11 protein-coding genes are annotated in these 14529 nt (G+C 45.9%); 7 read left to right on the plus strand and 4 right to left on the minus strand.

Annotated elements, in window-relative coordinates:
• The first annotated feature begins 110 nt into the window (after positions 1-110).
• Positions 111-485, plus strand: a complete 375-nt coding sequence (locus O9X78_RS19670; RefSeq protein ID WP_269621420.1) for a tyrosine-type recombinase/integrase — start codon at positions 111-113, stop codon at positions 483-485.
• A gap of 69 nt (positions 486-554) precedes the next feature.
• Here the strand turns inward: O9X78_RS19670 and O9X78_RS19675 are convergent, their stop codons facing one another.
• The 4 genes from O9X78_RS19675 to O9X78_RS19690 all read right to left on the minus strand — a co-directional run bounded on the left by O9X78_RS19675 (position 555) and on the right by O9X78_RS19690 (position 7079).
• Positions 555-1733 (minus strand): hypothetical protein, encoded by a 1179-nt coding sequence (locus O9X78_RS19675; RefSeq protein ID WP_269621421.1) that lies wholly within the window; start codon positions 1731-1733, stop codon positions 555-557.
• Positions 1711-3288 carry an LA2681 family HEPN domain-containing protein gene (locus O9X78_RS19680; RefSeq protein WP_269621422.1) on the minus strand — a complete coding sequence of 526 codons (1578 nt, stop codon included), beginning with the start codon at positions 3286-3288 and terminating at the stop codon, positions 1711-1713. Before O9X78_RS19680 ends, O9X78_RS19675 begins: the two co-directional genes overlap by 23 nt.
• An 80-nt stretch (positions 3289-3368) precedes the next feature.
• Positions 3369-6569 (minus strand): hypothetical protein, encoded by a 3201-nt coding sequence (locus O9X78_RS19685; RefSeq protein WP_269621423.1) that lies wholly within the window; start codon positions 6567-6569, stop codon positions 3369-3371.
• Between the two features lie 258 nt (positions 6570-6827).
• Positions 6828-7079, minus strand: coding sequence for a helix-turn-helix domain-containing protein (locus tag O9X78_RS19690; RefSeq protein WP_123182716.1), 252 nt, complete (start codon positions 7077-7079; stop codon positions 6828-6830).
• Positions 7080-7217: 138 nt separating this feature from the next.
• On the opposite strand from O9X78_RS19690, the gene O9X78_RS19695 reads away from it, so the two are divergent.
• From O9X78_RS19695 to O9X78_RS19720, 6 genes are all read left to right on the plus strand, one after another.
• Entirely contained in the window at positions 7218-7433 is a 216-nt protein-coding gene (locus O9X78_RS19695) for a hypothetical protein (protein WP_123182717.1), read from the plus strand.
• A gap of 15 nt (positions 7434-7448) precedes the next feature.
• A complete protein-coding gene (locus O9X78_RS19700; RefSeq protein ID WP_269621424.1) occupies positions 7449-8660 on the plus strand; it encodes a site-specific integrase in 1212 nt (403 codons plus the stop codon).
• Between the two features lie 5 nt (positions 8661-8665).
• Entirely contained in the window at positions 8666-9253 is a 588-nt protein-coding gene (locus O9X78_RS19705; RefSeq protein WP_269621425.1) for a hypothetical protein, read from the plus strand.
• Positions 9254-9307: 54 nt separating this feature from the next.
• Positions 9308-9934 (plus strand): hypothetical protein, encoded by a 627-nt coding sequence (locus O9X78_RS19710; RefSeq protein ID WP_269621426.1) that lies wholly within the window; start codon positions 9308-9310, stop codon positions 9932-9934.
• 31 nt (positions 9935-9965) lie between these two features.
• Positions 9966-11375, plus strand: a complete 1410-nt coding sequence (locus O9X78_RS19715) for an AAA family ATPase (RefSeq protein WP_269621427.1) — start codon at positions 9966-9968, stop codon at positions 11373-11375.
• Positions 11376-11629: 254 nt separating this feature from the next.
• The gene (locus O9X78_RS19720; protein ID WP_269621428.1) at positions 11630-14407 is read left to right on the plus strand and encodes a hypothetical protein; all 2778 of its coding nucleotides are present in this window, start codon (positions 11630-11632) and stop codon (positions 14405-14407) included.
• Positions 14408-14529: the final 122 nt, after the last annotated feature.

The raw sequence follows: 14529 nt of genomic DNA on the forward strand, positions 1-14529 counted from the left end.
ATCTGATCACCCGTTGCGATAAGTCCGCTAAAGTGATCATTTTAAATCGCAATGAGTGATCACGTTCGTTCGCAACAGGTGATCACGTTGCGTCGCAGGCGGTGATCAGGTTGGGCCGGAATACGCACCCCGTACAATTTGAAATAACGCAGAAAACCAGAACGGCTCTCACCAACTGGATAGAGCAAGCCAACCTTTCTGGCAGCGATTATTTATTCAAAGGGAAAACCAACAGCAAGGGGCACATCTCGACCCGCCAATATGCGCGCATCGTCAAAAGCTGGATTGCCGAAATCGGCCTCAATCCCTTGGATTACGGGACGCATTCACTGCGGCGAACAAAAGCAACACTGATATACAAACGCACCAAAAATCTCCGCGCCATTCAGCTTTTGCTCGGTCATACAAAGCTAGAAAGCACCGTCCGGTATTTGGGAATTGAAGTTGACGATGCCTTGGAGCTTGCGGAACAAACTGAGGTGTAGATTAGGGGGGGCGTATCTCGCCCTTCCGGCCATTAGCGGGACATTAAGTAAGCGTGATGTCGAAATTCGTTACTTAGAACCATCTGGATCGGAGTTGACTTTGGCCTTTAAAACTTTAATCGCGTCAAGTGCCTCTGATACAGACGATGCTACCACGCATGAATATTTTTTATCATAACTAGTGGCTTTCTGTGTAATCAGATGAGCCAACCTCTTTTCGGTAAAAAACGCATCACAGTATGGAAGCGCTGATGCAGCGTGTCTAATATCGTGAAGATCGTTATTCTGATACTTTTGGTTTTTGTCCCACCTGATTGCCGCATGCAGCCCTGAAATTATATCAAACGTTGGAAAGTAACTCTTTGCCTTGTTCAGCCTGAACAAATTGTAAATGGCATTGTGTAGACCCTTTCCTGAATCAGAATTTTTCCTTTCTTCCTCAGACAAGGTTTTTCCAGTTTCAGCCACATACATATCTTCCATACATTTAGCGACAACATTGCCATACCCATCTAATGATCCGGCAAGCTCACTAAGAAACATCTGCTTAAATGAATTATTCTCATGCGCGTGATTAAACTTACCTTCGTTGAGCTTTTCGGACAGTCGAGGCATATCCAGCCTGGAAAGACCACCATTTTCACTTATTGTTGTGATCATGTCAGATAAAGATATATTCCACATTTGGTCGATAAATGCTTTCTGGATTACTTTATCTGTCTCTGGGTCAAGGAATTTATTTGAGGGAGTAACAAAACCCATATTGTATGCCAGCCTTGTCCAAACCTTCTCCCGGCAGTCATAGACGCTTTTTCCTACACTAGAATACAGAAAATATTTTATTTCTAATTCCAGTCTTTCCTCAAAATTGATCAAAGAAACGCCACAAGAAAGTCGATCAATCAACGTCACAGTTTGGCCTAGTGTCTCTGGGTCGGATTGCTTAATGACTTCGAGGAAAACATCTTGGCTAATGGGAAATATAAGCCGACTTTCTTCTACCAGACTCACAATTTCTTCGTAAAACTCTTTTTCTAAAGCGCTCTTAGAGCGCCCTAGAACAACATCCCGCACGACTAGCCAGAATTTCGTATCGAAATATACAACCTTTTTTGAATTAACCTCCTGACTAAGACCGATACATTTTGACCGGATATACCTCTCCACATTTATTTCCGGGCTATAAAAATGGTCATCAAATGTAAATACGTAATCCATAACAACATCAACCTTTCCGCTTCCACTCATCATCCCACCCATCAAGGAACATTTGTGCGCTAATTTTGTCTGGATCGCGACTTTCGGATCGACGCTTTTCCTCAACGTTTATAGCAAGTGAAAGATAGATAATTGCTGATCTGGCGAGCTTTAATTGGCGAAGTGTTTTACTTATCAGATCATCAACAGAAATATCGAATATTCCCATCTTTGGAGTTTTCATGTGGTTGGGAGACAGACCTCTAAAAAAGCCATCATGAACAGATACGAATTTGTGCTCGAGATGATTTCTCAATTCATATAAATTCTTAGAATCCGGCTCTGTCGACTCTCGAAAAGAACTATCAAAAATGTCTTTTGACAACCAGAATAGACCGCGCAACGGCCAGTTTTTTAGATCGTTAAGAGCAGGATGGAGGTCTCTTTTTTGGGTTAACCAAACATTCCGGAAGTTCACATGCCGTTCCGGATGCTCCATATTCAGATAAACATTCAGCAAAAATGCAAGCTTGTCGAAAACGGCATAAGCCCCGCGAAACGCCATTTTGATACGCTCGATAGAAAGACCATGTGCGGGATAGTCCAGCGTATTGTAGAGTAGAACCTTTCTATCTGAAAAATGGACACCCTCGTAGCATATTCCCTCATACAACGCGTAACGTGCCGAGCAATATTCCTGCTTAATTAAATTAAAGTAATGGATAGCTACGGGTGGTTCCGGCCCGTCATCAATGTGTGTTGTTAACGACGGAAGGGTGAGTATATCTTGTGCTGCAATGGGTGAAGGGGCAATATCGTTAAGAGAGTTTAAAAATAGGCGATTTCCGAGACACCATTGCCGGTATTCGCGCTCTTTCTTTCCTCTTCCCATAGGATGATTTTCAAAATCCGTATTTTCTGATATGGAGGGAATATCATATTGAGCCCAAATTGCCCCCATCTTTCTTGAAAATTCTTCAACGATATTGACCTGATAGAAGCTATCAAAAATTGCATCTTCGGCACACGCTTCACCAAAAGAGCCAAAGGCTGCCATCATAAGAACAGCTTCATGCCCAGGATCATAATGCGCCCCGGCATAGTGGCCGAGACCAAGACCGCGATTACCATAAGCCATTGCAAATTTAGGGACTGCGGATATTGCCCTATCCCAATATTCAATTGCCTCAATAAAGCGCCCAATATGGTTTAGTGCGTTACCCAAGTTGGTGTATATTTGTGCCTGTTCTAATGGCGGCAACTCAAGAAATCCGTCGTGCCCCACCGCCTTACGCAGCTCTAGCAATTCCTGGTCAAAAACCTCACTTTTCCAACCCCATTCTTCGTTATCTCCTGAAAGCTGGTATCTCGCCGACCAAATGTTTGCGAGAAAATAATGCGCACGACAGGCATGATAATCTGAAACTCCGCTCGCAATAAGCCTATCTAAAAGACTCTCGGCATAATCCAAACCTTGTAGAGAATTCTCGTCACCGGAAATATCAACAATATTGGCCGCCAACTGCATTGCATCATGCTCGGATAACTCCGAAACATCGGTGTTCATCAATGAAGCTAAAGTTATTTCAGGTTTTGCATTTCTCATTTATTGAATTTCTGGAAAAATATAATAATTAACCCATTGCGCGCCACCATGCCTCTCTTAAGAGTTCTCTAATGAAACTCTTAAGAGAGGCCGCGTATTCGAAGCGCCATGGACTCAAGGTCATGTTCGCCAACATCGTCAGCAAATTTAACAGTAATATCGTGTTTTAAGATGGCGAGATCAAAGACCAATTCGGGGGTTCCTGAATCATCTAGTAGGGCTGGCAACATATAGAATGCCCCAAAGTGACGGTAGGATTTTAGAAATCTTTCTAAATTAGTACCGTTGTCGGGCGTCATAGTTAAAGACCGACTGGCCATTGTCATTACTTGGTCGGTTTTTAAGCTACCTTTTTCCGGTAATTTGGAGGTTATCTGGATGCAGTAGTGATGTTCGCCTTGCTCAGGAAGCTGTTTGATAATGGATAAGTAAATTTCTTCATTTTCATCCTGCGCACCGAACCGCTCTTGCCACCGCTCAAAAATTTTCCTACCGCCTTCCTCATTTTCAAAAAGAAACGCCATGTAAGGCGGTTGATGTGGGCCAGCCTGAGCATAAGCTGTTCCTCTCCACTGTGCCTGATCCCACGCATGAATATCAATGACAGATTTGACGTTATATGCCCGGTGATCTTGCGGCATAGGTGGTCTGTCGCTTTGAGATGCTGTTTTATTAGCATCTTGTTCTGGAAGTGGGACAAGGTTTAGCGACGGGCGTTCGCTGCATAACTCGTAAGATTTTTGTATAGCATCTTGCCAGTCTGCTATTCGGGAAATGCTGCGCGCCGCTACCCTGTGGTAACTGGTAGAGGCGAGCGCCACCATTGTCATTCTGTGCTGTACCGCCTCATCGGTATAAAGCTTTTTCAGAAATTTCTCTGCATCTTCAATGATGCAGCATGTAACGAGGACATGGCCTGATACTTCCGCCCAGAATTTATGAATCTCACTTTGATTTTCAAAGCTGCTAGGAGGGAGATTAACGGGCCAAGTGATAGTCCCAGTCATATCCATGGCACTCATCTCAAAAGATGGCTCGGATGCTTCAGCGCTTTCCACCACATTAAGCCGTAGTTTTTCCGTATGAGGAACAATGCGCTGTTCAATTGCTGTGGCAAAGAATGTTTCCAAAGAGCCCAAAACAGCTTCCGCAATAAGGACGGATTGAGCGTTGCCCTCAATATGGATTTCAACGGTCATACCCAAAATGGTTGTGTTTAAAATATGCGGTTCTTCGATGTTTAGGACAAGAGAAGCGCTCAGGTTTTGAGCAACAGGCTGGCTTGCGAGCATCGAAAAAATGCGGTTTACATCTTCATCGGATTCATCCGTGGGTAAGCTGCCGTCAGCCCGTAAAACATCGGCGTGACCGAGCGTATAAAGAAGAGCAGACCGCGCCATAAACAACCCTAGCGCCTCAATTATATCCGGCAAGTGTTCCAGCTTGTAAAGACTTGTCTCATCCAGATTAAGGAATAGGCTGCCCAGAGCCAAATCCAGTTTTCGAATATCTTCGCCGACCTTTTCTTTCGAATCATCCGCCAATGGTAAGGTAGCCAGAGCGCCATTCAGCAAATGGATAGCAAATAGAAAATCAGGAATATGACTTAACTCCAATGCTATCCAAGCCCAAATTTTCATTGTAGGAACGAAACTGATCGGCAGTTCACTGTCTTCTTCGCCTTCCATAACAAGGGATGCGGCAAGGAAGACGCAACTTGCCCGTGCCGCCCAAAGCAGTCCTGCACTCCGATAGGCAATCATCAGCAGTTCGAGAGCTTCGATAAGATGATCTGCATATTCCTTTTTTGTCAGCCCTATAGCAGCTTTTCCAAGTAGGCGGATCATTTCAAAGTTGTTATCAAAATCCAGCTTCTGTGCGCGTTTAAGGAGTATCAAAGCTCCCTCGGCTTCGCTTTTACGTTTGGAAACAAATTCTGCTGTTTTTTCTACCAGATCATTGTAAGCGGGTTCATTTCCGGCCACATTCCCGGCAATCTCAATCATTTGCACCAACCGGTCAGCTTTATACTCGCCAAGCCCGCTTGCTTTTTCCAAGGCGATGGAAAAATCGTTCCAAACGCCGACCAGTTCCTCGCGCTTGTTATCAAGCACAGCTTGATTCATCCTGATAATAAGGAGGGAGGTTTGCGCTTCAAGCGCATTATTGGGACGATCTTTATCTGCTGCTATCTTTTCCAATGCTTCCTTGAGCCTAGCCGTGCGTTCCTCTAACCTGCATTCATCGCGGGACATATGATCGTGGATAACGGAGTTTACGAAGAGTTGAAGCAGATTGCTTAAAAACTCTAGATTCAAGGCGTGATCGGATTTAAGCGCCAGTGTTTCAAAGGTTTCATATGAATCCTTTAAAAACTGAAAATCATCAAACCACCAGAATGTCGTCCAAATATGTTCGTATTTAGCTTCCAACTTTTGCCGGTAAGTGCCGTCTGCCTCTGCCAGCCGGATAGCCCTGAGGAACCTGCCATCCGTTTCGTGGCGTGGACGTTCCATATTCCGAGAGAGCTTTGCCGCCAAGAGGGCTTCTGTAACCCGCTGTTGCTCCATGCCTGCGAAAGCATCAGGGTCATCAAAGGACTGTTCAATTTCTGCCAGTTGCTGCGTACGGGAATAGTCCGTTGGTCCCAATCTAAGCGGATCATCTTTGGCTTCGCCGACTTTCAGGTAATTATAGGCAATATCTTTACGGTCATTTTCTATGATCTCTTTTACAATCCATGATCGGTCGTGAATTGTAACCGGGATACCGTATTGTTCTGAAAGCTCATCCTCAATACGGGCACGATCCTTATCCCGTGCAAACCTGCTCGTGACAAAAATTATCCTTTTATAATCACGCTCCGTTTCAACAATGCCTTTTACATCACTGCGAACCTTGACTGACCATTTCTTTTCGGCACTAAAAGCAAAAGCCCATCGCTCCTGTGCTGACTTTAGCTCGCCAACATAAAACAAAGCCGCAACTTCTTCAGCTACAGGATATGTTTCAGTATCAGCCTTGCTATCGCCCCCTCCATCCGGTCCTGTATGCGCGCGCAAGTTTGGACAAACCGTCCTTTCGCAGAGTTTTCGGCAAAATATTTCAAAGTCATGTGTTTGATTACGGGAGGTAATTGAATCTAAATGATATTCCAAGGTGTGAGAGTCCAAAAGATAAGCTATCCGATCTTCTGTATCTGAATAACATTCAGGCCGGAGAGTTCTCATAAATTGAGAGGGTGAAACTTTCTCCGTGCGAATTTCATTTTCTTTTGTCATCACTACCTATCTTACATAGCCTAAAATGTCCGCTTTGGGTCGATACCAGTCTAGCGCAGAATTCAAACGTATGACGGCTTTTGTGACGCTAGAGCCATTCGCACATGAGACTAAGTGGATACTCCCTGATCTGACACGACTTTTAAAGCATCCTTTCATTTTAGGCCCAGTCTATGAAACTAATAAATAACAGCCTTAGAAACGTATGTTTAAAATACTACGTGGTGTCCGCTCAATTTTATTTAATATTTTAGTAAATCAAAGTTTTTTTTCATCCTCAGCTTCGGATCTAGTTGGAACATGTTCAACCAACTCTTCAACTCGGCATGAAAAAAAATCACACAATCTATCTAGATTCTCTGTTCCGCTATTGTAGCCCCGCTGATTGATCATCTTCGAAAGGGTCATTCGGTGTATACCCGCAGCCTCCGCAACCTCGGCGATTGTAATTCGCCGGTTTTCGTCAAACTCCTTCTTCGCAATCATTTCTTTAATCTTGAACCGCAGCATCAAAGCATCGCTCACTCAATATTTTAATCACATGATACGTAAAACTATCAAAAATTGCTTGCACCGAATCGAAATTGATGTATTCTAACATCCAACGATGCATAAACGCATCATAAGATGGATTTAAGAGGCTTAGATATGAGCAACACATACCTAACAACAGAAGAATTGTCTGGAAAAATTAAATACGACGCACGAACTATTCGGACTCGCCTTAAAGATTCAGTCCTCCTTGAAGGCATTCACTACATTCGCCCGTTCGGCGGCCGAAAAATTCTATATATATGGGAGCGCATCGAAAAAGATATGGCATCGCCAGCTCATCTCGACTCCCTCATCGCTGGTCTTCAGTAGAGGAGGTAAAATCAGATGGCATCTATAGGTGTTAGGTCAAACCGTATCTATATCGATTTCCGCTACAAGAATGTTCGTTGTCGTGAACAAACAAAGCTCACTGACACACCGTCAAACCAAAAACGCGCAAAGCAAATTCTTGAACGCATTGAAGCCGAGATTACCCTCGACACATTCGACTACGCGCGTTACTTTCCCAAATCAAATCGGGTTGCGGAGTTTCAGAATCACTCGCTACGTATTAGCCAGCTAAATTCGGATACACCAACTTTTGCAGAATTTTCTGCGACCTGGTTTTCTGAAGCAGAAGTCAGCTGGCGCGACAGCCACAAAGATAATGTGGCCTTAACTTTGCGCAAGTACCTTTGTCCGGCTTTTGGTGACATGCCGCTTGATCAAATCACCAAGGCGCAACTGCTCGCCTTTCGCGCCAACCTCACCAAAACTCCGCGTAAAAATGGCAGTACGGGGTTATCTCCCGCCCGAATTAATAAAATTATGATGCCCTTACGGCAGGTGTTAAGTGAAGGCGCCGAACGCTACGAATACCCGTCACCTTTCCGCGGCATTAAGGCCCTCAAAATACAGAAATCTCACATCGAACCGTTTTCGCTCGACGACGTGCATCGCATTATCACCACGGTTCGAGAAGATTTTAAGAACTACTACACCACACGTTTCTTTACTGGCATGCGTACCGGCGAAATTGACGGGCTAATGTGGAAGTACGTGGACTTTGAACGCAGGGAGATTCTCATTCGAGAAACCTGGGTCATGGGAAAAATGGAATACACCAAGAACGACGGCTCCCAGCGCGAAATCCATATGTCGCAACCAGTCTATGATGCCCTTCTCGCGCAACGTAACGCCACTGGCGAATACGCCTACGTCTTTTGCAATCGACTCGGCACACCACTTTCCCACAACAACATCACTCGAAGGGTCTGGTACCCATTGCTGCGATACCTCGGACTAAACAAACGCCGTCCTTATCAAACCCGTCACACTGCCGCGACCTTATGGCTGGCTGCTGGTAAATCACCAGAATGGATTGCTCGGCAAATGGGGCATACCTCCACCGAGATGCTATTCAAGGTCTATTCGCGTTATGTACCAAATTTAACTCGTCAAGATGGCTCTGCCTTTGAGCGTTTGCTCGGCGCCCAATTTCCTACCGCGCGCTTATCAGAAGACGACAATCATTTGCTAAACGAATCAGAGAGGTAAGCACTATGTATAGCCCGATCAACCCTAAAGTCGAAGCGCTTGCTTTTATGTTAGCGCAACATTTTCAGTCACCATTTCCTGACGGTTTGGTCATGCGTCTTGGGGAGGGCTGGGAAGGAAACAACATTGAAGCGATCAGCTCATGGCGCAGAGCCCATGAAGAGATGACGGGCAAGGAACTTTTCATCGATGAAAGTAAGTGTGACGTCCATCGAGAGAAAAGCGTCACTGATACCATTGAGGAAGCCGCCAACCGACTAAGCCAACACCTTCAGGACCAAGTTGAGCAGATATGGGACAGGCAGCCCTGCCCATTTCCTTCACCTCAGCCATTTATGCCGCTTGTGAAACTAACGCACACGGAAGGCATGAAAATGGCGCATGCACTTCTAGAGATTCTTGCAGGAGGATTACCACTAACGACTCTTGAACATCATTGCTTAATGTCGCTACCCGGAGAAGGAGATGCCAGTCATCGCCTTGCGCAGTGGATCGATGAACAGGCAGCACAATACGTATACCACCCGTCTGAACTTACCTTGCCACTGGCACATGATCTTGTTTCATCACTATTTAACGATTTCTACCCGTAGCGCAGCGCTACTAGGCAGTTTGATATCAGCAATCAATGAATTGAGGATTAATCGATGATCACTAACACCAAAACAACAATGATAAATCTGAATTTACTCACCGACGTTATCGATTCCTTTATCGAGGAGCAAGGAGTGAGCCTAAACGGTAAAGCCCTGATCGCACTCTTTGGGCAAGGCGATGAAGAAGACAACTGGGAAGCACTGTTGAATTTTATTGGTCGCGTAGACGGCAAGGCCATCGTATCAAAAGAGAATCTACTTCAACTACTACGCAATCACATCAAGTCACATTTAAGCAGAATGCGGACGCCTAATTTTCAGGTTGATAAGCGCTGTTTGAATAATCTGTATGGCTATCTGTCACGCAGTGAGTGTCAGACACTGGCACTTGGTATGGCGTTTTTGGTCGAACAGGAAATTAGTCGCCAGAAAACCCTCTGCATAAGCACGCCTGATCAGCTTTGGATGCTAGATAACCTTAACCGTTGGGACCGTAACCTAGCCTATCAATACTGTCTAACGCGGCTAGTGAATAAGGATATTCGCTTCCAGAAAAACCCCGCTTGGTTGCTCCCTATTCTTGTGAATCGGTTTTATCAACACTCTGTCCTGCCATGGATTGCGAGAGGCTTAGATATGTCGCAACCAGTATGCCAAACAAAAAATTCAGATCAATAAACAGGTAGTCGTTTTGGATATGAGAACAACTATGATTCATCAAATTGAACAACTCATTGCTCGTGGCATTCTGGTCGTATCGATTGGCGGTGCTCAAAAATTAGCCCGCACCTTAGAGTTAACACTAACGCATTATACCGTGGATGCCCCCTACTTGATTTTTAACGTCGATACAATCGACGGTTCTAAGTGGATCTTTTTAAGAGACGCCGAAGAGGCGAATCGACTGCTCAAAACTATCTTAGACTTCTATAATCAATTGCCAACTAACATTGATCAAGACCGTGTACAACTTATCGACCTCGTATCGTCGAATAACCCGCGCCCTGGTGCAGGCGATAGCATTACGCTCGCACTAATTGACGACCGGATCCCTACTTTCCTACCTATGCCATCGGATGAAAAACGACCACGTCTTGAATACGACAATACAACACGTCCCAAACAAGCTCCCATCAGATTCCTACACGCGATGAGTGAAGCTGAGATCGAGAAAACCAACAGTATTTCTAACAATTTCGGACCGGAATTATCTGATTTGTTAAGCCAACTCTCACGGCCGATTAAACGCTGGCTACCAAACAGCGATGCAATACATCGGGTTGAGACTTTAAAAGATGAAACACCTCACATGGGAGAATTCTTGGACGAGGTACTCAACACGATGAAAATGGCAGAACGATTTACGGCGAATCGATTCACTTTACCGCCAATGATACTCAAAGGGCCGCCTGGTGTGGGTAAAACACACAGCCTCTTTGCGCTCGCTGAAGCTTTAGGCCTGAGTATGCACAACATCCCAATGTCGACGCTAGGAGCTGGATTTGCATTGACCGGCATGGAGAGAGGCTGGCGTGATCCAGAAGCTGGATTGCTTGCCAAGGCTGCCGCTAAAAGCAAACACATCAACCCGATCATTATTCTTGATGAGTTTGAAAAAGCAATGTTTAAGAAAGCGGACAACGTAGCTGGTATCGAGCCTGCACTGCTGCAGATGCTAGAGAAAGACAGTGCCCGGCGCTTTTATGACTTATATCTTGAGCAGGAAATAGACCTATCCGAAGTCAGCTACATTGGCTCAGCGAACACGACAGATTCAATTCCACCTGCAATACTATCCCGAGTTAAAGTAATTGAAGTCGGTTATCCCACGCCAGAATCACTACAGAGGCTTTATTCGGAAATCCTAAATAACGCGTTGAAAGATGACTACGGTATTGACTGCCTTACTGTCAGCGTCACGACAAATAGAGACCGCGAACTACTCACTAACATCAATCCCAGATTGTTGCGAAATAACGCTGGGCGGATATTGTCTGCGGTCATCATGGCAGCAAAACCAGGAGACCATATAGATGTGTCAGCAGAGGATTTGTTGCGACTGATAGCTAGCAATGGCGATATGACGTCGAGAGGGATTGGGTTTATGGCAGCGCTATAGAGAATAAAATCTACATTACCAAAGGAGGTATTGTTGATCATGTCGTTGCTAGTGAATTGGCCCTGCGTACTTGTCAGCACATCAGAGTTCGCAAGATAACGAATATCTCAGTTTTTTACTAAATTTTGTTACCACGCTACGTAGTCACTAAATGTGCATATTGAGCTGCAACTAGTTCGCTTATATACGTCCAACGGTTAAACTACGTCCTGAATTGCGCCAAGTATTTATTATTTAAAGAAAAGGGAATTTCGATGGAGCAAGAAAGGATCATCCGGTTTTGGCATGCAATTGAGTTGCTCCAACCTCAGACGGCCCCAAAAAAGAAAAAAAGAGATGGATCTTACGAGGCGTTCATTCACGATACGCCCATCAAACAGCCAGTATTACCGTGGTCATCAGAAAGTCGTATAGCTAAACAGCAGATACCACGGCAATATATATGGAGTCACACTCTCTTTGCTCACCTTTACGATAGCCGGCTGGTCGCGCAAAAGCTCAAGGAAATTTTCGGCGCTGACGAGGGGTATCGCGAGCCACAGAATCGAGTATCAGCTCTGTTTTCAACAAAATTTACAACTGCTGGCCAGTTCGTTGAAGATAGTTTTGTACTTTCCAGCGAAGCATGGTTTTTAGGGCGCGTACTGGCGGGAACGGACTGGTCTCACGGTTTCGAGAATGACCAGAAAGACATTGGCGAACACGTCAATGAACTACTTGGCGGAGAAGTTACCGGCGAGTCATTGCGTGAGCTCACTTACTGGATTCGCCAATACTTAGGTTTGGAGAATTTCTTTGGCACCCCGTCCGAATCTGTGTTTCGTTTTCGTTCCCAGCCGCTTAAGTCCAGTAAACCCGAACCCGAAAATGATCCGTTAAATAGCTTCTTGATCGAAGATCTTGCCCGAATCGCCGACGGTGTTAGAGATGGTGAAACAAGTAAACCACTAGAACAGTACCTGTCTCGGCATGATGCGCTACGTCGGATTCATGTTGACGAAAGTAGCGCATCAATGCAATTAATCGATCGATTGATACCCGACGCATACCCATTGAGCTGCTGGCCTTCGGAGCGACATCTTGGACTTGTGCATTCACAACAATTCGCGGTTAATTCTGTCGTAGATTCGCTTGGGAACGCCGAGGGGCTATTGGGCATCAATGGCCCTCCAGGCACGGGTAAAACGACTCTTTTGCGAGATTTAATTGCCTCCGTTGTAAGCAGCCGTGCAGATGAGCTTGCCAGACTAGATCGCGCTTCTGATGGGTTTGACCGTAACGGACGCGAGGTCGCGAATGACAACGGAAAAACACAAACCTGCTTTAAATTTAACCCCGCCCTATATGGCTTCGAGATTGTCGTCGCCTCTGCCAACAACGGTGCGGTGGAAAATATCACACTCGAACTACCTCAGCGCGACAAAGTCGACGAAAGTTGGCTGCCCGAAGCAGAATATTTTGCTGAGCTAGGCGGGCTAACTAGCGGGGAGCCCGCCTGGGGATTGATCTCTGGGGCCTTGGGTAGCAAAGCCCGGCGAACTCGCTTCGTCGAACGCTATTTCTACGGTCAACGCCCGTTCGTTGGCGACAGGAGCGAAGGCGCTCAATCTGAAGAAGCCGATATCGAATCCAGTGAGTGTGACAATATCAGTGAGAATAATTCGCAATGTACCGCTACCAATTCAGGAAGTGCTTTTGAGCACCGAGAAGACCAACGCAACGAGGAGTCAGTCTCGGGTGAGGAACCAAAGGGCTTTATCGGGTTGCTGGATGCATACGCCGAGGTGAACGCAAACCGCTCAACTGAACTGCGTAAATCGTTGTGGCAACAAGCCATTAGTGACTATAAAAAAGCTAAGACCGAGGCGCAAAATGCCTGCGCAGATGCCAGCAAAATACGTGACTTAATCAAGCTTCTCCAGCAAACGAGAAAGCAGATTACAGAAGAGTCAAAAGCCATTAGCGATCTCGACGAGGCTCTCGGGAATGCAGTAAAGAATCTGGCACTCGCGGAAGACGAAATCCATGCAGCCAATATGACACTCAAACATTGCTTAGATGCCCTTAGGCAACATCGATTTCATCGACCGGGATTTTGGACTAATTTATTTAGCTTTTGGAAAGCGCAACGTGACTGGGCAAGAGTACTCACACTGCGGAATGATCAAAGAGATTTAGCAAAATACGAATTTGATAGGATAACTCGCCAAATCAAAAAACTGGATGATTATCACACAGTTTTAGCCCGGCAGTCTGCTGATTCGAAATGCCGGCGTCAGCAATTGCGGGATAAAGCTACAGTGCAGACAGGGGAAACAATAGATTTAGCAAGCGCCTACCGAGCCGACCATCTATTGGAGTGGCTGCGAGGCGGTAGCATTGGACTTGGCGAGGACGTTGAGCTGGCAGAACCTTGGCGTATCGAGGGCTGGCGTCAAGCACGCGCGCGGGTCTTTATCCAAGCTCTCAAGCTTCATCAAATGTTCTTTCAGCTGGAAGCTAAGCGAATAAAATATAATTTACAACTGGTGAACGGAATGTTAACTGGCACCCGATACCACGGTCTTTCGAATGATGCCATTCGTTCAGCTTGGGCTTCGCTATTCATGGTTGTACCAGTATTAAGCAGTACCTTTGCCTCGTTTGCACATTCATTTGGCTCACTGGGACGTAGTGATATTGGTTGGCTGCTCGTTGATGAGGCTGGCCAAGCTTCACCTCAAGCTGCGGTCGGCGCACTCTGGCGCGCTCGCCGCGCCCTGCTGGTCGGTGACCCACTCCAGATCAAGCCTATAACTGCCGTTTCTGACGCGGTGCTAGAACACATGCGCACTCACTACTGCGTCGATTCCCACTGGCTGCCAAACAGGCAATCTGCGCAAACATTGGCAGATGACGCTACGCCCATGGGACGCATGGTTGGGCCCGCGGGAGATAAGACTTGGGTGGGCCTACCTCTGGTCGTTCACCGCCGTTGTGATCGCCCCATGTATGAGCTTTCAAATCGCATAGCTTACGACGGCTCAATGTAAGCAATGGGATGGACTCCTCCTCACCCTAGCAATGCAGCGTCAATGCGCCAGAATGGTAAGTGTCAATTTGCCATTCAGAAGATGAGGAGAAGCCCTATATGAACATTACAAGAGTTGGAGTA

The sequence above is a fragment of the Zhongshania aquatica genome (genome assembly GCF_027257955.1).
Taxonomy (GTDB): Bacteria; Pseudomonadota; Gammaproteobacteria; order Pseudomonadales; family Spongiibacteraceae; genus Spongiibacter; species Spongiibacter aquatica.

What these genes read in the sequence shown, in the direction of transcription:
- O9X78_RS19680 (WP_269621422.1), bottom strand. Translation starts at nt 3,288, where the DNA reads ATGAGAAATGCAAAACCTGAAATAACTTTAGCTTCATTGATGAACACC.
- O9X78_RS19675 (WP_269621421.1), bottom strand. Translation starts at nt 1,733, where the DNA reads ATGAGTGGAAGCGGAAAGGTTGATGTTGTTATGGATTACGTATTTACA.
- O9X78_RS19710 (WP_269621426.1), top strand. Translation starts at nt 9,308, where the DNA reads ATGATCACTAACACCAAAACAACAATGATAAATCTGAATTTACTCACC.
- O9X78_RS19720 (WP_269621428.1), top strand. Translation starts at nt 11,630, where the DNA reads ATGGAGCAAGAAAGGATCATCCGGTTTTGGCATGCAATTGAGTTGCTC.
- O9X78_RS19690 (WP_123182716.1), bottom strand. Translation starts at nt 7,079, where the DNA reads ATGCTGCGGTTCAAGATTAAAGAAATGATTGCGAAGAAGGAGTTTGAC.
- O9X78_RS19705 (WP_269621425.1), top strand. Translation starts at nt 8,666, where the DNA reads ATGTATAGCCCGATCAACCCTAAAGTCGAAGCGCTTGCTTTTATGTTA.
- O9X78_RS19715 (WP_269621427.1), top strand. Translation starts at nt 9,966, where the DNA reads ATGATTCATCAAATTGAACAACTCATTGCTCGTGGCATTCTGGTCGTA.
- O9X78_RS19685 (WP_269621423.1), bottom strand. Translation starts at nt 6,569, where the DNA reads ATGACAAAAGAAAATGAAATTCGCACGGAGAAAGTTTCACCCTCTCAA.
- O9X78_RS19695 (WP_123182717.1), top strand. Translation starts at nt 7,218, where the DNA reads ATGAGCAACACATACCTAACAACAGAAGAATTGTCTGGAAAAATTAAA.
- O9X78_RS19700 (WP_269621424.1), top strand. Translation starts at nt 7,449, where the DNA reads ATGGCATCTATAGGTGTTAGGTCAAACCGTATCTATATCGATTTCCGC.